Annotated in this window: 17 protein-coding genes; 12 read left to right on the top strand and 5 right to left on the bottom strand. The window is 69.2% G+C overall.

What is annotated here, in order from left to right:
• Nucleotides 1-18: 18 nt before the first annotated feature.
• On the top strand, nucleotides 19-537 hold the full coding sequence (locus tag BrevBR_RS04750; RefSeq protein ID WP_340000111.1) for a hypothetical protein: 519 nt from the start codon (nucleotides 19-21) through the stop codon (nucleotides 535-537).
• On the opposite strand, the gene BrevBR_RS04755 is transcribed toward BrevBR_RS04750, so the two are convergent.
• Nucleotides 528-959 (bottom strand): SufE family protein, encoded by a 432-nt coding sequence (locus BrevBR_RS04755; RefSeq protein ID WP_332639630.1) that lies wholly within the window; start codon nucleotides 957-959, stop codon nucleotides 528-530. The genes BrevBR_RS04750 and BrevBR_RS04755 overlap by 10 nt on opposite strands.
• A 170-nt stretch (nucleotides 960-1129) precedes the next feature.
• Between BrevBR_RS04755 and BrevBR_RS04760 the strand changes: the two genes are divergently transcribed.
• Nucleotides 1130-2815, top strand: coding sequence for a sensor histidine kinase (locus tag BrevBR_RS04760; RefSeq protein ID WP_332639631.1), 1686 nt, complete (start codon nucleotides 1130-1132; stop codon nucleotides 2813-2815).
• Nucleotides 2816-2819: 4 nt separating this feature from the next.
• Here the strand turns inward: BrevBR_RS04760 and BrevBR_RS04765 are convergent, their stop codons facing one another.
• Nucleotides 2820-3680, bottom strand: coding sequence for a hypothetical protein (locus BrevBR_RS04765; protein ID WP_340000112.1), 861 nt, complete (start codon nucleotides 3678-3680; stop codon nucleotides 2820-2822).
• 56 nt (nucleotides 3681-3736) lie between these two features.
• Here BrevBR_RS04765 and BrevBR_RS04770 point away from each other — a divergent pair, with 56 nt between their 5' ends.
• The 3 genes from BrevBR_RS04770 (at nucleotide 3737) to BrevBR_RS04780 (ending at nucleotide 6269) form a co-directional block, all read left to right on the top strand.
• A complete protein-coding gene (locus tag BrevBR_RS04770; protein ID WP_332639633.1) occupies nucleotides 3737-4066 on the top strand; it encodes a DUF1491 family protein in 330 nt (109 codons plus the stop codon).
• 149 nt (nucleotides 4067-4215) lie between these two features.
• Complete coding sequence (locus tag BrevBR_RS04775) at nucleotides 4216-4596, top strand: hypothetical protein (protein ID WP_332639634.1); 381 nt, start codon at nucleotides 4216-4218, stop codon at nucleotides 4594-4596.
• 77 nt (nucleotides 4597-4673) lie between these two features.
• Nucleotides 4674-6269: a DUF1570 domain-containing protein gene (locus BrevBR_RS04780; RefSeq protein ID WP_332639635.1), complete on the top strand. Its 1596-nt coding sequence runs from the start codon at nucleotides 4674-4676 to the stop codon at nucleotides 6267-6269.
• Between the two features lie 57 nt (nucleotides 6270-6326).
• Here BrevBR_RS04780 and BrevBR_RS04785 read toward each other — a convergent pair whose 3' ends face one another.
• Nucleotides 6327-6458: a hypothetical protein gene (locus tag BrevBR_RS04785; RefSeq protein ID WP_340000113.1), complete on the bottom strand. Its 132-nt coding sequence runs from the start codon at nucleotides 6456-6458 to the stop codon at nucleotides 6327-6329.
• 161 nt (nucleotides 6459-6619) lie between these two features.
• On the opposite strand from BrevBR_RS04785, the gene BrevBR_RS04790 reads away from it, so the two are divergent.
• From BrevBR_RS04790 to BrevBR_RS04805, 4 genes are all read left to right on the top strand, one after another.
• Nucleotides 6620-8251, top strand: coding sequence for a peptide chain release factor 3 (locus tag BrevBR_RS04790; protein ID WP_332639637.1), 1632 nt, complete (start codon nucleotides 6620-6622; stop codon nucleotides 8249-8251).
• Between the two features lie 60 nt (nucleotides 8252-8311).
• A complete protein-coding gene (locus BrevBR_RS04795) occupies nucleotides 8312-9811 on the top strand; it encodes a DUF1570 domain-containing protein (RefSeq protein ID WP_340000114.1) in 1500 nt (499 codons plus the stop codon).
• Between the two features lie 119 nt (nucleotides 9812-9930).
• Nucleotides 9931-11418: a hypothetical protein gene (locus BrevBR_RS04800; RefSeq protein WP_340000115.1), complete on the top strand. Its 1488-nt coding sequence runs from the start codon at nucleotides 9931-9933 to the stop codon at nucleotides 11416-11418.
• Between the two features lie 103 nt (nucleotides 11419-11521).
• The gene (locus tag BrevBR_RS04805; protein ID WP_340000116.1) at nucleotides 11522-12760 is read left to right on the top strand and encodes a hypothetical protein; all 1239 of its coding nucleotides are present in this window, start codon (nucleotides 11522-11524) and stop codon (nucleotides 12758-12760) included.
• A 6-nt stretch (nucleotides 12761-12766) separates the two neighbouring features.
• Here the strand turns inward: BrevBR_RS04805 and cysQ are convergent, their stop codons facing one another.
• Nucleotides 12767-13552, bottom strand: a complete 786-nt coding sequence (gene cysQ, locus BrevBR_RS04810; RefSeq protein WP_340000117.1) for a 3'(2'),5'-bisphosphate nucleotidase CysQ — start codon at nucleotides 13550-13552, stop codon at nucleotides 12767-12769.
• Between the two features lie 91 nt (nucleotides 13553-13643).
• On the opposite strand from cysQ, the gene chpT reads away from it, so the two are divergent.
• The 3 genes from chpT to BrevBR_RS04825 all read left to right on the top strand — a co-directional run bounded on the left by chpT (nucleotide 13644) and on the right by BrevBR_RS04825 (nucleotide 15585).
• On the top strand, nucleotides 13644-14294 hold the full coding sequence (gene chpT, locus BrevBR_RS04815) for a histidine phosphotransferase ChpT (RefSeq protein ID WP_340000118.1): 651 nt from the start codon (nucleotides 13644-13646) through the stop codon (nucleotides 14292-14294).
• Nucleotides 14295-14393: 99 nt separating this feature from the next.
• Entirely contained in the window at nucleotides 14394-14765 is a 372-nt protein-coding gene (locus BrevBR_RS04820) for a response regulator (RefSeq protein WP_292098782.1), read from the top strand.
• Between the two features lie 4 nt (nucleotides 14766-14769).
• Nucleotides 14770-15585 carry a CheR family methyltransferase gene (locus BrevBR_RS04825; protein ID WP_340000119.1) on the top strand — a complete coding sequence of 272 codons (816 nt, stop codon included), beginning with the start codon at nucleotides 14770-14772 and terminating at the stop codon, nucleotides 15583-15585.
• A 24-nt stretch (nucleotides 15586-15609) separates the two neighbouring features.
• Here the strand turns inward: BrevBR_RS04825 and BrevBR_RS04830 are convergent, their stop codons facing one another.
• Entirely contained in the window at nucleotides 15610-16008 is a 399-nt protein-coding gene (locus BrevBR_RS04830) for a hypothetical protein (protein ID WP_340000121.1), read from the bottom strand.
• Nucleotides 16009-16072: the final 64 nt, after the last annotated feature.

A 16072-nucleotide genomic window follows, 5' to 3' on the forward strand; every position in this document is an offset into this window, starting at 1 on the left:
GGCGAACCGGGGATAGAGTTGAAGTTTGTTGTTTGCGCCGCAGCGGCGAGCCTGTGCCTGATCGGCACTCCCGCCGTCGCGCAGGAGCTTCTGGTGGCGCGCACGCTCACAGAGGTCTGCCTGCCCTACGCCACCCGGGCCCGGAGCTTCGAGAAATCGATCCGCGCCGCGCGGGATCTCGGATACCGCCGGCCGATCGGAGACAATGCGCCGCTGGACGACTGGGCGTCGGAGGTCAATCTGATCTCCTCGGACGGAAACTGGCGCATCCGCATCGAGGAGGGGACCATCGAACGGGGCGATAGTTCGGTCTACGCCGCCAGCTGCACCATGTCTTCACGGCACGCCAGCGCGCGAGAGTTGGCCGATCTGGGCCGCCGCGCCTTCGGCGATCCGGATCGCTGGTCTTTCTCGCCGGACAATCCCCGACGCTGGGAGCGCCGGACGCCCCGGCCCGACGAGCAGAGCCTTTCCGTCGAGGTCGCAGAGCCCGCGGATCAGCTCCCGACCATGACGATAACCGGCTCCTACTTCTGAGCCGAGGCCGCCGCGGCCTCGCGGATCCGTCCCACCATGGCGTTCAGGCCGTTGGCGCGCTGACGCGTCAGGGCGGATGGCAGCCCCAGCCGGTCAAGGGCCGCGCGGGCGTCGAAGGCCAGGATTTCGTCCGGCCGACGATCCGAATACAGTTTCAGCAGCAGGGCGATATTGCCCTTCGACAGGGCGCTGTCGCTGTCGGCGAGGAAGGTCAGCCGGTCGTCATGCCGCCTCACCGCCAGCCAGACCTGGGCGGCGCAGCCCGGGACCCTGTTCGTGTCGATCCGATCCTCGTCCGGGAGGGCCGCCAGATCCTTGCCGAGCTCGATGACGTATTCGATCCGGCCCTCCCAGTCGCCCAGGAGGTCGAACTCCTCCACCAGTTCGGCCAGGGTCTCGTCGATTGAGGGATGCGGCGTCATGCGCGGCAAATAGGCCCGGCCGACGTTAACGACAACCTTGCGACCTGTCCCCGGAAAAGCGCTCTGGCCGGGCGGCGGCAGTCGCCTGGAACGCGTGCGTGCTTTGGACGACTCACCCGCGACGCTAGGCTGGACGGCCGCCGGAATCCCGGCCTCCTCCTGTCGCGCCCTTGATCCAGTCCGCCCGCCCAGACCTCCGGCCCGCCATCGACCCTGACCGGGGCGACCGCCCCGCGCTGGCCGCTTGGCACGCCGGCTGGGCCGTGGCCGCCGCCCTGCTCGCGCTGGGCGGACGATGGATCGGCGGCGTCGACGGACCGGTCTTCTACGGCGTCCTGTCCATGGTGGTCCCGGGCCTGACGGGTCTGGGCCTGCTGCGCCGGGACGGCGCGGGCGAGCGGATGATGTTGCTGGGCGTCTGGGGTCTGGCCGCCTTCCTGTCCGCCGCGCTGTCGGGCGGCCTCACCGGGCCTCTGACCGGCTTCGTCTTCCTGCCGCTGGCGGCGGGCATCGCCCTGGGCGGAACCCGGCCGGTCCAGGCCGGGGCGCTGGCCGTCGGCCTCGCCGCCGTGGCCGGCCTGCTGTCGGCATGGCTGGGCGTACCGGGTCCGCACCTGCCAGCGCTGGCGGCGATCTCGGCCCTGCTGACCGCGGGCGCCGCGGCCCTGGCCGTGCGCCTGTCGTGGCGTCAGCGCGAACGGCGACTGGAAACCGCTGAAGCGGAAACCGCCCGGATCGAAACCCTGCTGGCCGCCCAGCCCGGTCTGATGCTGATCCTCGAGCCTTCCGGCCGGGTGGTGGCCGCCTATGGCGCCCCGCCCGCCTATCTGCCAGTCGATCCCCTGTTCGAGAGCGGCCTCGTCGCCGCGGTCCACGCCCCCGACCGCCCCCGTGTTCTGGGCGCCATGGAGCGGGCCATGGGCGGTCAGGACGGCTCGGCGATGTTCGCGCCCCGCACGGCGCTGGACCGCCGGGCCCAGATGATCGTCCGCCGCCTCGACGATGCGTCGGGCGCGCGGCTGGTTGCACAGATTTTCGACGGCACGGCCCAGTACGCCCGCGAACTGGGCCTTGAGGTCGCCCGCAACGAGGCTGAGGCCCGCGAGGCCGGCAAGACCCGCTTCCTCGCCAATATGAGCCACGAACTGCGCACCCCGCTGAACGCCGTGCTCGGTTTCTCGGACATCATGCGCCAGCGGATCTTCGGCCCCCTGCCCGACCGCTACGGCGAATACGCCGAGAACATCCACCAGGCCGGCGGCCATCTGCTGGACCTGATCAACGACCTGCTGGACGTCGCCAAGATCGAGGCCGAGCGCTACGCCCTGACGCTGGAGCGGTTCGACGCCCGCGAGACGGTGTCCGCAGCCATGGCCCTGGTCCGGGTCAACGCCGACGACAAGGGCGTGAGCCTGTCCAGTGTCCTGCCGGGCGATCCGGTCGAGGTCTCGGCGGACCGGCGCGCGCTGAAACAGATCACCCTCAACCTGCTGTCCAATGCGGTGAAATTCACCCCGCCCGGCGGGACCATCACCGTCACCGTCGAGGCCATCGGCCCCTATCTGGAGGTCGTCGTCGCGGACACGGGCGTTGGCATCGCACCCGAGGACGTGCGCCGTCTCGGCCGACCGTTCGAACAGGCCGGCGAGATCGAGCAGCGCCGTCAGGGCACGGGTCTGGGCCTGTCGCTGGTCCGCGCCTTCGCCGAACTGCATGGCGGCCGGATGAGCATCGACAGCACGCTCGGCGAGGGCACGGCTGTGACGGTCCGGCTGCCGGTCGCTCTGGTCGCCCGCGCCCCGGCCCCGGAAGGGGGAGCCGAGATCATTCCCATGCCGATGAAGAACGGGGCCTGAGGCCCTAGAGCATTCCCATCGCAAGGAAGGCGCGGCCGGCGGCGAAGTCTCCGGCCTCGAACCTGGCGGTGGCCACGCTGCCGTCGCGGAAATGGAATTCGACGGCGAAGGTCTCGCGCGGGTCCAGCCGCTCCAGCGCAGCCGCGGTCGAGGCCGGAAAGCGCCAGACCTCGCCGGCCCGGCGGCCTTCGGCCAGCAGCTCACGTTCGGCGGGCGCAACGCCCGCGGCCCACAGACTGGCGCGCGAGGACGCGGGAGCCAGACCGTCGCCGGCCAGCCAGGCGCGCGGAATCTTGTTCGGATCGCGCAGCACGATCCGCGCCCCGGTGGGACGCGAGCGCCCGACGAAACTGACCACCGCGACCAGGTTCGACGCATCGCCCTGACCTGCATAGCCGAAGGCGACGGGAGAGGCGCCCACGATCGAGGTCTGCTGCAACCGCCAGACCGCGCCGGTGGTGCGCATGCGGTTGGCGGTCCAGTTGGCGCGCTCGCCCGGGAAGGTCATACGCGGCGTCCGCAGCCAGCCCGAGAAGGCGTCGTCGATGCGGCCCTTCACGGTCGCCAGTTGCGGATCCTGACAGGAAACGGCGTGGGCGCGCGAACGGGCGCGGGCGGCGGTGGCGCTCAGTTCGGCCTCGGCGGCGCCGGAACGCAGGGCGGCGCCCCGGGCCTGGGCCGTCGCAGCCCCGAGAGCCGCATCGATGCGCGCGTCGAACAGGCCGCAGCGCTGGTCCGCGGCGACCATGAAGGCGCGCTCGTAATAGGTGTCGGCCGGACCGGCCAAGGCCGCGTCCGGCGCGCACAGAACGGCGGCGGCGAGCAACGCGGCTTTGGTCTTCAGTGCGGTTCGGCCTATCGTCATGAGGCGCACATTACGCGCCATGCGTTCCGGTACGGTTTCCGGGCACGGTTATCAAAATGCTTCTATCCAGCGACCTTTGGGTGTCCGCCCTGATCCGCCGCGCCGAGCTGGCGGGGGCCTTCGCCACCGTCGCGCGCAGGGGCGACGCCCGCGCGGGCACGGTTATCGTCAAGGCGTTCGACACCTCCTCGCGCCGCGCCAGACTCTATAGTGAGGCGTTCGGCCCCGACGGCGACCGTCTGTGGATCCAGCCGGTCGAGAGCGAGTTCGAAAGCGAACTGGACGCCTGGATCCAGCGCCAGGCCGGCTACGACCCTGACATCTGGGTGGTCGAGATCGAGGACCGCGAGGGCCGGCACTTCATCACCGAGAAGGTCGCCGCCTGATTTCGGCCCGGCATGGAAACCGGAGGGTTAACGTCGCCGCCGACGGTGCGAAATACTTAACCGCGTTCGGGAACGGAACCGCAAGTCGCCCCCCCTATGGTCACCTGTAACGGGCCGGGAAACGAGCCCGGCGATGGTGGGTGTTGTCGATGCTCTTTCTTCTCAACGACGTTGTGTTCGATCTGGATGAGGCCTCGCCGGTCACGCCCGGCGACGCGCGCCGGTTCGAGAACCTGGATCTGGACTATGTTCTGGAACTGGGTTGCGAACTGTTCGCCGAAGACCCGTTGATGCACCAGAACGATCCGCAGCGCGCCCGCCGCCTGGCCTGGCTGATCCACGACCGGTCGCCCGAGGTCAACGCCGCCCTGTTCGCCGCGCCCGCCGCCGGCTGCGACCCCTCGCTCGTCGAGCCTCAGTTCTGCGCCCTGCCCGCCCCCGTCATGCGCCAGCTCAAGACCCGAGCCTCCCAGGGCAAGCTGGACGCGGTCGCCGCCGACAAGGCCGTGTGGATGCGTCTCGCCGCCTGACGCGCGTAGACTGTTCGCTTGAACAGCAAAGACCTCCCACGTTAGGGTTGCGACCTGGGCCGGGAGCCGGGGGGCTGATGCGTATTCTGACCATTCTGAAGGCGGCCGTTCTGGCCGTCGCGACCTTGACCGTCTTCGCGGCCGCGCCTGCGCGGGCTGAGTGGCGACGCGCGGAGACTGCGCACTTCATTCTCCACGGCGACGTGTCCGAACGCACCCTGCGCGCCTACGCTACCAAGATCGAACGTTTCGACGCCCTTCTGCGGACCTATTATCCGATCCAGAGCGACGTCCAGATTCCAAAGCTCGAAATCTATCTGGCGGACGGCGCTCGGGATATGCGCCGCATCCTTCCCGACGGCTCAGAGAGCATCGCCGGCTTCTACTCCGCCGACGCGGGTCGCATCTACACTGTGACCAACATCTCGAACCCGGAGGCGCTGGGCACACTGTTCCACGAATACGCGCACCATTTCATGTTCCAGATGTCGGCCGTGGCCTATCCGTCGTGGTTCGTGGAGGGTTTTGCCGAATACTATTCCACGGTCGTCATGGAAGCCGACAAGATCGAGGTTGGACGGGAAGATCGCGGGCGGATGATGCTGTTCACGCAGCTGGGGGCCAACGAATGGGCGCCCTTGGCCGACGTGCTGAAATGGCGGATCAGTCAATCCGGGCGGGCCCGCCTGTTCGACTACTACGCCCAGTCCTGGGCGCTGACCCACTATCTGATGAGCACGCCCGAACGGCGGCAGATGTTGAGCCAGTATCTGAACGCCGTGATCCGCGGAGCGGACCCCGTCACGGCCATGCAGGAGGCGACCGGGCGACCCGCGATCGAACTCCAGGCTGACATGCGCCGCTACTTTCTGGGGCGCATCAACTATTATACGCTCCAGATCGATATCCCGATGCCCGAGGTCGCGATTTCGACCTTGGCCGCGGAGGAGGGCGCCCTGGTCTGGTACGACATCCGACTGGATGACACGCCCTTGGTGGTCCCGCCCGACAACGACCCCGACGACCCGCGCTCAGAGGGGCGAAGGGCCCAGATGGCCCGCGACGCGGCCCGACACCGCGCTGAACTGATCACCGACGCCCTCGCGGCGGCGGCGCGCCGCCCGGGTCAGCGCATGGCGATGCTGGTAGCGGCCCGCGCGCATCGGTTGAAGGGCGATCCGGCGGCGGGCCTGGCGGCGCTGCAGCCCCTCTTGTCGGACACATCCACGGACGCAGACGCGCTGCGCATCGCCGCGGCGCTCCTGATGGACGAGGTCAGGGCGGAGCCGGAGTCGGAGAACGCGAATTCCCGGCGCCGCCTCGCCAGTAGCTATCTGGGCCAGGCCATGGAACACAGGCCGCTGGACTTCCGCATCTATCTGGGTCTGAACGACACGCGGCGCGGGCAGCCGGGCTATCCCACCGCCAACGACATATCGACCCTGGAGGTCGCCACCGCCCTTGCTCCCCAGGCAGACGAGAACCGGCTGAGGCTGGCCGAGGTCTATATGGCCCGGTCCCAGTGGGGTGCGGCGAAGACGATGCTCGATCCGGTCGCCAACGCGCCCCACCCCGGCGCCGACCGCGTCCGCGCCCGAACCATGCTCGCCGCCATCGCACTCGCGACCGGGGGGAATGCGGACGTCGACCAGGAGCCAGAGCCCGCGCTCTAGTACTTGTGGAAGGTCATCGGGACAGCCCCGTCCACGTGTTTGATCCGGGGCGAACCCTTAGAACACGGCGTTGAACAGCACGTGGACCACGGTCGCGCCCAGCACGATGACGCCGAAGCCGGCGATGAGGCTGACGGCGGGATGCGGGCCCGTGTGAGGCGGGGGCAGGTCTGCGGGGTTCGGAGCCATGACCGTTCCTTGCGTTTCCAAGGGCGGCGTCCGGTTGCGTGACCGGGACGTCTCGCCGGACCGGACGATGACTCCAAAAGCCCTGTTTGGCGAGGGGCTATTCGCTGGCGGGTGACTTTCGGACCGGTCCGCGCTAACTCGCGCGGCCCAACGGATCGAACATGTCGAAACTGACCCTGCAAGACGAAGCCCTGCGCCGCAGGACCTTCGCCATCATCGCGCACCCCGACGCCGGCAAGACCACGCTGACCGAGCATATCCTGCTGGCCGGCGGCGCCATCCGCGCGGCCGGGGCCGTACGCGCGCGCGGGGAGAACCGGCGCACCCAGTCCGACTGGATGAAGATCGAGAAGGAGCGCGGCATCTCGGTCAGCGCCTCGGTCATGACGTTCGAGCACGACGGGAAGATGTTCAACCTGCTCGACACGCCCGGGCACGAGGACTTTTCCGAAGACACCTACCGGACCCTGACCGCCGCCGACTGCGCCATCATGGTGCTGGACGCCGCCAAGGGCATCGAGCCGCAGACGCTGAAGCTGTTTGAGGTCTGCCGTCTGCGCGACATTCCGATCATCACCTTCATCAACAAGCTGGACCGCGAGGCCCAGGATCCGATGGCCCTGCTGGACGAGATCGCCAGCCGCCTGCAGCTCGATCCCGCACCCATCTGGTGGCCGGCCCAGAGCGGCAACCGCCTGCGCGGCATGGTCGAGATGGGCACGGGGCGGTTCCAGCCCTACGCCCGCAAGCCCGCCGGCTCGGCCGAGGACGTGCCTCACCCCGCCGCCCTGCCCCTGGCCGACGCCGCGCAGTATTTCGAGGAAGGCGAGCACGAGGCGCTGCTGGAGGCCCGGGAACTGGTCGAAGGCGGTTACCCGGCCTTCGACCGCCAGTCCTTCCTCGAGGGCCACATGACCCCCGTGCTGTGGGGCTCGGCCCTGCGCCATTTCGGCATCGACGAACTGCTGGCCGCGATCGGCGAATGGGCCCCGCCGCCCAAGGTGATGAAGGCCCGCAAGGGCCCGCCTGCAGGAACCCGCAACGCCGCCGACCCTGTCGAAGAGATCGTCCAGCCGGGCTCGGCCGAGGTCACCGGCTTCGTCTTCAAGGTCCAGGCCAATATGGACCCCAACCACCGCGACCGCATCGCCATGTTCCGCATGGCCTCGGGCAAGTTCCAGCGCGGCATGAAGTTGAAGGTCCAGAACACCGGCAAACAGCTCTCGGTGAACGCTCCCATCATGTTCTTCGCCTCGGACCGCGAACTGGCCGACGACGCCTACGCCGGCGACGTCATCGGCATTCCCAACCACGGCGTCCTGCGCGTAGGCGACAGCCTGTCGGAGAGCGGCCTGATCCGCTTCGCCGGCCTGCCGAACTTCGCTCCGGAAATCCTCCAGCGCGTGCGGGTCAAGGATCCGCTCAAGGCCAAACACCTGAAGAAGGCGCTGGACGGTCTGGCCGAGGAGGGCGTCACCCAGCTGTTCCGCCCCGAGATGGGCTCGGACTTCATCGTCGGCGCCGTCGGCCAGCTGCAGTTCGAGGTCATGGCCGACCGTCTGGGCGAGGAATACGGGCTGGAGGTCATCTTCGAGCCCTCGCCCTGGGCCGAGGCGCGCTGGATCGGCGGGACGAAGGCCGATCTCGAGGACTTCATGGGCAAATACCGCGGCCAGATGGCCCGAGACATCGATGACGACCCCGTCTTCCTGGCCAAGTCGAGCTGGGAGACCGGCTACGTCATGGAGCGGTTCCCCGTCGTGGCCTTCACCAGGACCAAGGAACGCGGCTGACGCCTCTGGACAACCTGTCATGGAGACCGGTTATCTGCATCCGGTTGCATGAGGGAATCGATGAGCGTCTTCAGTCGTGTGTCCGGCCTGCGGGTCGCTCTCGTGGCCGCAGCGGCGGTCGCCATCCCCGGACTGGCCCACGCCGAATGGCGTAAGGCCGAGACGAAGCATTTCATCGTCCACAGCAACGGTTTCGAGCGTGACCTGCGCGATGACGCCATCGAGCTGGAGCGTCTCGACCAGTTGATGCGCACCACCTTCGCCCTGCCCGACGTCGAAGGCGGGCGGAAGCTGCCGGTCTACGTCGTCCGCAACCGGCGTGAACTGGAAGCGGCGGAACCGGAACTGCCGGAGCGGATCTCGGGTTTCTATTCCGCCAACTTCCGGGATGTCCGGGCCGTGGCGGTCAGGGCCAGCGGCGATGAGACCCTGCGGCATGAGTACGGACACCACTTCATGTACCGCAACTTCCCGGGTGCCTATCCGGCGTGGTTCCGGGAAGGGTTCGCCGAATTCTTCAGCACCGCGACCGTCACGCCATCCGGTCGCGCCACCCTGGGCAAGAGCCCCCTCTCCAACGTCCAGGTCCTGAACAACCTCCGCTGGCTGCCCATGGATCAGGTGCTCGCGGGGCGTTTCAGCTTCGAGGACCGGCGCGAGACCTCGGCCTTCTACGCCCAATCATGGCTGCTCATGCACTGGATACTGACCGAGCCCGAGCGGCGCCGGCGAATGGAAGGCTATCTGCGCGACACCGCCGGCGGCGCATCGCGCGATACGGCCCTGCAGACGCATTTCGGGATGGACGCGGAACAGCTGGGCCAGACACTGAGGGCCTATCTCACCGCCGGTCCGCGCTACGCCGAACTGGACGTGGGTTCCGCCGAGCCGGCCCTCGCCGTCACGACGCTGCCGGACAGCGCGGACGAGGTCCTGCTGCTGGACGTCAATGCGAGAAACGGCGGCCCCGCCGACCAGGGGCCTGACATGCTGGCCCGCGCGCGCAAGGCGGCCGCGGATCATCCGGGCGACGTCCTGGCGCAGTCGATGCTGGCGCATGTCGAGCTGCGCTGGGGCGATCCCGCCGCGGCGGAACGGGCCGTCCAGCCCCTGCTGGACGCCGACCCGGCCAATACGGAGCTGTTGCTGCTGATGGCCGACGCGCGGATCACGGCCGGCGACAGGCTGACCGATCCGGAAGAACGCGAGCGCCTGTACCGTCAGGCTCGGGGCTTTCTCGCCCGCGCCTATGCGGCGGACCCCGGCGACAACCGCATCTATCAGAACATCGCCTACAGCCGGCGTTTCGCCCCGGACTATCCGACCGAAAACGACGTCGAACTGTGGCGACGCGCCGTCGCCATCGCGCCCGAAGTCGCCAGCAACCGCGCCGTGACCGCCGAGGCGATGCTGCGGCACGGCCTCGTCGACGAGGCGGAACAGGTCATTCTGCCGGTCGCCAACGACCCGCACGGCGGGGAGGTCCCGGAACGGCTCCGGCGCATTCTCGACCGGATCGCCGGGGCCCGCGCCAGTACGGCGTCCGCGCCGGCGACCTGATCCGCCCCACGCGGGGGCAAGGCGCGCGGTCCGGAAGTTGCGTTTGCGGGCAACCCGCGGCTGGACCACATGGCGCAAACCGGGCTTAGGATGACGAACATTCCGGGGGGAGTTCCGTTTTGCCGTCAGTTGTTCGCTATCTTCTTGTCGCGCTCGCGGTGAGCGCCCTGTCGCCGGTTGCGGCTGTCGCCGAATGGCGTCGCGCCGAAAGTCCGCATTTCATTGTCTACAGCGACGGCACGGAACGGACTCTGCGCGACTACACCGCCAAGCTGGAGCGTTTCGACGCCCTGCTCAGGTCGCGTTTCGGCGGCGCCCAGGATGACAACATCCGCAAGCTGCCCGTCTATCTGGTCTCGGACGACCGGGCGCTGCGCCTGGCCCTGCCCACCCTGCCCGAGGGGTTCGACGGCTATTATTCGAGCAGCGACAACGACATCTTCGCCATCCTCATCCGGGGCCGCGACGACGACATCCTGCTGCATGAGTACAGCCACCACTTCATGGCCAAGAACAGCAGCGGCGAACACCCCGGATGGCTGAGCGAGGGGTTCGCTGAGTATTTCGCCACGGCCACGGTGTCGGCGGGGGGAAGCGCGTCTTTCGGCCTGCCCCATCCGGGCCGCCAGTACTCCCTCCAGCGGAACCGCTGGCTCCCCATGGAAACCCTGTTGAGAGCGAAAGGCTCGTTCGACATCGACGGGCAGACGGCGATCGAGATGTACTACGCGCAGTCATGGGCGCTCACCCACTGGCTGCTCGCCGATCCGGAACGCGCGCGTGGCGTGGCCGCCTATGTCGCCGCCGTCAACGGCGGTCAGGACCCCGTCGAGGCATGGCAGGCGACCTTCGGAATGACGCCCGAACAGCTGAGCACCCAGCTGCGCGCCTACCTCAACCGGCCCATGAACTACGCGAAGATCAACATTCCGCCCCTCGCACCGGCGATGACGGTGACAACCCTTTCGCCGGCGGCCGACGCGGTCCTTCTTCGCAGCGTCAACGCGCGTGCGCCGAATCCGGAGGACGTCGACGGCCCGGCGCTTCTTCAAGCCCTGCAAACGGCTGCGGCCCGGTTCCCCGATGATCCCCTCGCCCTCGTCGCACTGGGCCGGGCGGAGAGGCTTTGGGGCGACGCCGCCGCCGCGGAGACCGCCCTGAACCGGGCGATCGAGCTTCAGGCCGACAATGTCGAGGGCCTGCTGCTTCTGGCCGATATCGTCGAGGAACGCGGCGATGTCGCGACGGACGCAGCCGAAGGCATGCGTCAGCGCCGCCTCGCTCAAGGCTATCTTCGGCGCGCCTTCGAATCCGACCCGACCGACTATCGTGTCTACGCCGCCCTGGCGCGGATCCGGCGCAACGCGTCGGACTATCCCACCGCCAACGACCTGCAGACCTGGATCATGGCGGTGAACTATGCGCCCCAGGTCATGTCGATCCGGGGCGACGCGGCGATCGCCATGATGGAAAGCGGCCATTACGGCGATGCGGTCACCCTGCTGACGCCCATCGTCAACAATCCGCACGGAGGGGCCAGCGTGGAGTGGGGCCGCCGCCTGCTCACGGAGATCGCGGAACGGCAAGGGGTGGCCGCCGCGGATTGACGTTAACCACCCTGTCGAACTCCCTGCGCGGCTCTGCGTTTGCATCCTGCAGCTCCGGGACGCCTTTTCGGTCCCGAAGCGGGACGACCGGAGCGCCTGACCTATGTTCGAATTCGGCAGGGATCTGAGAAAGCTGTTCGACAAGGCACGCGAAAGCGACGACCTCGGCTGGCTGGAGTTGATCGGCGCCGATCTCGTCGAGGTCGAGGCCCGGCGCGAGGCGATCGACGCGGGTCGCGTCTCCTGCACCCGTCCCTTCGCCGGCTGGATGCGCGCCTCGGCCCTGTGGCGCGAGCACGCCCGGCGCACCGGCCGGCGCTCCAGCCTGGACCGCGCGACCGCCGCCGCCTGCGACGCGGCCAGGCATACGACCACACCTGATCAGACCGCCGCCGCCTCCATCGAGGCCGGCGAAATCCACCTGTTGCATTTCGACCTGTTCGGCGGCCCCGAGACGCTTGCGGCCGCCGTGGCCGACGTCCAGTCCGTGTCCGCCGAACGCCCCGCCATCCAGTCGGCCGCGGCGGCGCTGCACGCCCGGCTGACGGCGCGGCGGGCGCGGCTGTCCGGCGAGCCGTCCGCCATGCTGGACGCAGCAGCCCTGCTGGACGCCGCCGTCCATGGGGCCCGGGGCCTGCCTCAGGCCATGGGGGACGAGCTGATGCTGGACCGCGCCGCCCTGTCGCTTGAAGCCGGGGTCGCCCGGCGCGACGGTCGGCTGCTGGATCAGGCCGGCCGCGACTTGCGCGTGCTGGTCGAGGCCGCTTCGCCCGACTACCGCCCCCTGACCCGCGCCCGGGCCCTGGCCCTGGCCGGCGCGGGCCTGATAGCCTTGGCCAGGCTGGCCGGGAACGACGCCGCCGCAGAGCAGGGACGGGCCCTTTTCGCCGCCGCCGCAGACCAGTTCACTCCGGATCACAGCCCGCTGGACTGGGTCGCTGTGCAACTGGTTCAAACGCCGGGTGAAACGCCGATGGCCCTGCTGGCCCAGGCCGAAGCCCTGACCCGCGAACCGGGTCTGGTCCTGGGCGCCCTGTCCCGCGAGCGCCGACTGGCGACCGAAATCGATCTGGCCGAGAACGTGGGCGACCTCGCGGGCCTGATCGGGCTCGAGACCACCGTTCGTCAGCGCCTGACGGCCCGCGCCGCGCGCCCCCTGGACTGGGCCGCCGACCAGATCGGCATGGCGCGGCTGGCCATGGCAAAGGGGCGGCTGATGGGGGTCGAGCCCCGCGCGATCGGCCTGATGCTGGCCGAGGCGATGGAGACCGCCCGCGAATGGGGCGCGCCCGCCCTGCTCGAACGGGCCATGCTGGCCATGCCCGAGAAGGTCAGTCTCTAGGCGCGCCTAGCCCCCCAGCGCCACGAACCCGCCGTTGGCGAAACAGGGCTTGCCGTAGCGCAGGGGCTGGCCGTCCTCGCCCATCACCCGTCCGCCGGCCGCTTCCAGCACCGCCTGTCCGGCCGCCGTGTCCCATTCGGACGTCGGGCCCGTGCGTGGATAGGCGTCGAACCGTCCCTCGGCGATCAGGCAGAATTTGAGCGACGAATCCGTCCCCTGCCACTGCACGCAGCCGTGCCGCGAGGCGAGGCGCTCGGCCTCCGCGTCCGTCATGCTGTGGCTCATCACGGCCATGGGAGACGCGGGCCGGTTGCGAACCTTGATTGCCTGCCAGCCCTCGCCGAAACGGCGGCGGAAGGCGCCGCCCTTTGCCGGACCGCTACGCCAGGTGGTGGCCGTGGCCGGGGCCGTCACCACGCCGGCCACGGGCGCGCCCTTGTGGATCAGGGCGATGTTGACGGTGAAGCTCTCACGTCCCTCGACGAAGCCGCGCGTGCCGTCCAGCGGATCGATCAGCCAGAACCATTCTGCGGCTTCGGCCGGCGCGCCCCGGGCGGCGACAGCCTCCTCGGCGACGGTCTGGACCCCGGGATACAAGGCCTCCAGCCGGGTCAGGATCAGGGCCTCGGCCTCCGTGTCGGCCTGGGTGACGGGGCTGTCGTCGGCCTTGGCCGCGGCCGTCACGCCGTTGCGCCAGTACGGCAGGATGACGCGGGCGGCGTCCTCGGCGATGTCGGCCAGGGCCTCGGTCAGGGCGCCGGACTTGAGGTCGGCGGTCAGTCGCTTGATCATGGCGCGGGGATTAGAGCATCCGGACGGTTTCGCGAACCGGCAAATCAGGTCAGCGTTCGCACCTGATATCGACTGTTGCCCCCGGGGCCCTATGACCGACACCACTACCGCCCTGCCGGACGGCCAGGCGCTCGCCGCCCTGATCGCCGGAAAGCTGTGCCATGACTTCATCAGCCCGGCCGGCGCGATCAGTTCCGGCCTCGACCTGCTCAAGGACCCCTCGGCCCAGGACATGCGGGATGACGCCATGGGCCTGATCGAGGCCAGCGCGAAGAAGATGGTCGCCCTGGTCTCGTTCGCGCGCGTAGCCTTCGGCGCCGCCACCTCGGCCGAGCGCTTCTCGGGCTCCGAATTGGGCGAGCTGGTGGCGGGCCTGACCGAGGGCGGCCGCGCGACCCTGGACTGGAAGGCCGAGGACGCCAGCTATTCCAAGGCCCAGTCGCGCGCGCTGGTGAACCTGGCCTATCTGGCCATGGCCGCCCTGCCGTCAGGCGGAACCGCGGTGGTCTCCACCCGGCGCGAGGGCGGCGACCTGATCATCGAGGGCCAGGCCGAGGGCAATCGCGCCCGCCTCAAGGCCGAGGCCGTCTCGGGTCTGGCCGGACAGCCCCTCAGCGAGGGCCTGCCGGGCCAGTGGATCCAACCCTACTGGCTGTGGCTGACGGCGCACGACGCCGGCGGCTCGCTGGACGTCCAGGCCGAGGAAGGCCGGGTTATCCTCACCGCCCGCATGCCTAACTGAGGCTTAAGCCGGTTTCCCAAGGACTCATTAACCGGCTCGGGGCGACTATAGACAGGCGGCACACGCGAGCGTTGTGCGGCGCAGTACCGGAACCCGAACTTGACCCCCAGAACCTGTCTGATCGTCGACGACAGCCGGATCATCCGCAAGGTCGCGCGCCGCATCGTGGAAGGACTCGGATTCGAGGTCGACGAGGCCGCCGACGGCTCCGAGGCCCTCGCCTTTTGCGGCGGGGTGATTCCCGAGGTCATTCTGCTGGACTGGTCGATGCCCGTCATGGACGGCATGACCTTCCTGCGCCGCCTGCGCGCCCTGCCCGGCGGCATGGCGCCCAAGGTCCTGTTCTGCACCATCGAGACCCGCGCCGAACGCATCGCCGAAGCCCTGTCCGCCGGCGCCGACGACTATGTGATGAAGCCGTTCGACGGCGAGATCCTGACCTCCAAATTCGCCGAAGTGGGGGCCGTCTGATCCGATGACGCCGGAGGACTTCGATCGCCTGCAGAACCTGATGGCCTCGCGCGCGGGGTTCAGGCTGACGCGCGACCGGATGAAGCTGGCCGAACACCGTCTGGGCCCGGTCGCCCGGCGCGAAGGGTTCGACAGCGTCGACGCCATGCTGGCCTCTCTATGGGCCAAACCCGTCGCCTCCCTCGGCTGGGCGGTGATCGAGGCCCTGCTGAATCCCGAGACCTGGTTCCGCCGCGACCGCACCAGTTTCGACACCCTCGCCCAGGAACTGCTGCCCGCGCTGGGCAAGGCCCGCGGCGACCAGCCCGTTAAAATCTGGTCCGCAGGCTGCTCCACCGGCCAGGAGGCCTGGTCGCTCGCTATCGCGGCCCAGGAAGCCCACGTCGCCGTCGAGATCATCGCCACCGACCTGTCGCAACGCGCGCTCGAAAAGGCCCGGTCCGGCGCCTACACCGGCTTCGAAATCCAGCGCGGGCTCAAGGCCGAAACCATGCTGCGCTGGTTCGATCAGGTCGAGGACGCCTGGATCGCCAAGGCCGAGCTGCGCGCCACCGTCCACTTCGCCCGCGCCAACCTGGCCGACGCCCCGACCGACGATCACCGCTTCGACGTCATCTTCTGCCGCCATGTGCTGGGCGACGCCGATCCGGCCCGCCGCCGCGATATGTTCGACAACCTGGAACGCCGGCTCGTCGACGACGGCTGCCTGTTCCTCGGTCCCGATGAACAGCCCGACGGCGACAGCATCGCCTTCCGCGCGGTGGCCGGCCGCAAGGGCCTGTTCGTCAAGTCCGCCGCCGCCCTGCGCCGCGCGGCGTAGATCGTCGGGGCCTGAGAGGGCGGCCTACTCTCCCAACGCCGCAAGAACGGTAGTCAGCCGCGCCACGACGACAGGCTCGCCGGAGCGGGCGTCCCGCATGGCCCGCGCTTCGGCCGCCAATCCGTCTTCGCACTCCAGTCTGTCCATCTGCGTGTTCAGCCACTGGTCGCGCTCTGAACCGTCTCCGCCGAACTCGCTCGAATAGTGGTCGCACTGGACTGCGCGCCATTCCAGCGCTTCCACGGGGTCGGAAGGCGCGGCCTCGACCTGCCGATAGCGCTCCTGCGTCGCCTCCCACGATACCGGAGCCGAGGGTGGGGCGGCGCCTGTCGCCGCCGGCGGCGTGGTCGGCGGTGCCTGGTCCGCTGGATTGCAGGCGGCCAGAGTGAGGGCGGTCAGACCAAGGGCGACAATGCGAGACATGGTGCGCCCCTCCCAGGGCATGTTGGGGGCGACGCTACTCCGGCTTCCCGAAACTCTGAAATGC

This window comes from Brevundimonas sp. BR2-1 (genome assembly GCF_037626195.1).
Taxonomy (GTDB): domain Bacteria; phylum Pseudomonadota; class Alphaproteobacteria; order Caulobacterales; family Caulobacteraceae; genus Brevundimonas.

Coding starts and splice junctions, on each gene's coding strand:
- BrevBR_RS04755 (WP_332639630.1), bottom strand. CDS start 959: ATGACGCCGCATCCCTCAATCGACGAGACCCTGGCCGAACTGGTGGAG.
- BrevBR_RS04765 (WP_340000112.1), bottom strand. CDS start 3,680: ATGACGATAGGCCGAACCGCACTGAAGACCAAAGCCGCGTTGCTCGCC.
- BrevBR_RS04770 (WP_332639633.1), top strand. CDS start 3,737: ATGCTTCTATCCAGCGACCTTTGGGTGTCCGCCCTGATCCGCCGCGCC.
- BrevBR_RS04775 (WP_332639634.1), top strand. CDS start 4,216: ATGCTCTTTCTTCTCAACGACGTTGTGTTCGATCTGGATGAGGCCTCG.
- BrevBR_RS04780 (WP_332639635.1), top strand. CDS start 4,674: ATGCGTATTCTGACCATTCTGAAGGCGGCCGTTCTGGCCGTCGCGACC.
- BrevBR_RS04785 (WP_340000113.1), bottom strand. CDS start 6,458: ATGGCTCCGAACCCCGCAGACCTGCCCCCGCCTCACACGGGCCCGCAT.
- BrevBR_RS04790 (WP_332639637.1), top strand. CDS start 6,620: ATGTCGAAACTGACCCTGCAAGACGAAGCCCTGCGCCGCAGGACCTTC.
- BrevBR_RS04795 (WP_340000114.1), top strand. CDS start 8,312: ATGAGCGTCTTCAGTCGTGTGTCCGGCCTGCGGGTCGCTCTCGTGGCC.
- BrevBR_RS04805 (WP_340000116.1), top strand. CDS start 11,522: ATGTTCGAATTCGGCAGGGATCTGAGAAAGCTGTTCGACAAGGCACGC.
- cysQ (WP_340000117.1), bottom strand. CDS start 13,552: ATGATCAAGCGACTGACCGCCGACCTCAAGTCCGGCGCCCTGACCGAG.
- chpT (WP_340000118.1), top strand. CDS start 13,644: ATGACCGACACCACTACCGCCCTGCCGGACGGCCAGGCGCTCGCCGCC.
- BrevBR_RS04825 (WP_340000119.1), top strand. CDS start 14,770: ATGACGCCGGAGGACTTCGATCGCCTGCAGAACCTGATGGCCTCGCGC.
- BrevBR_RS04830 (WP_340000121.1), bottom strand. CDS start 16,008: ATGTCTCGCATTGTCGCCCTTGGTCTGACCGCCCTCACTCTGGCCGCC.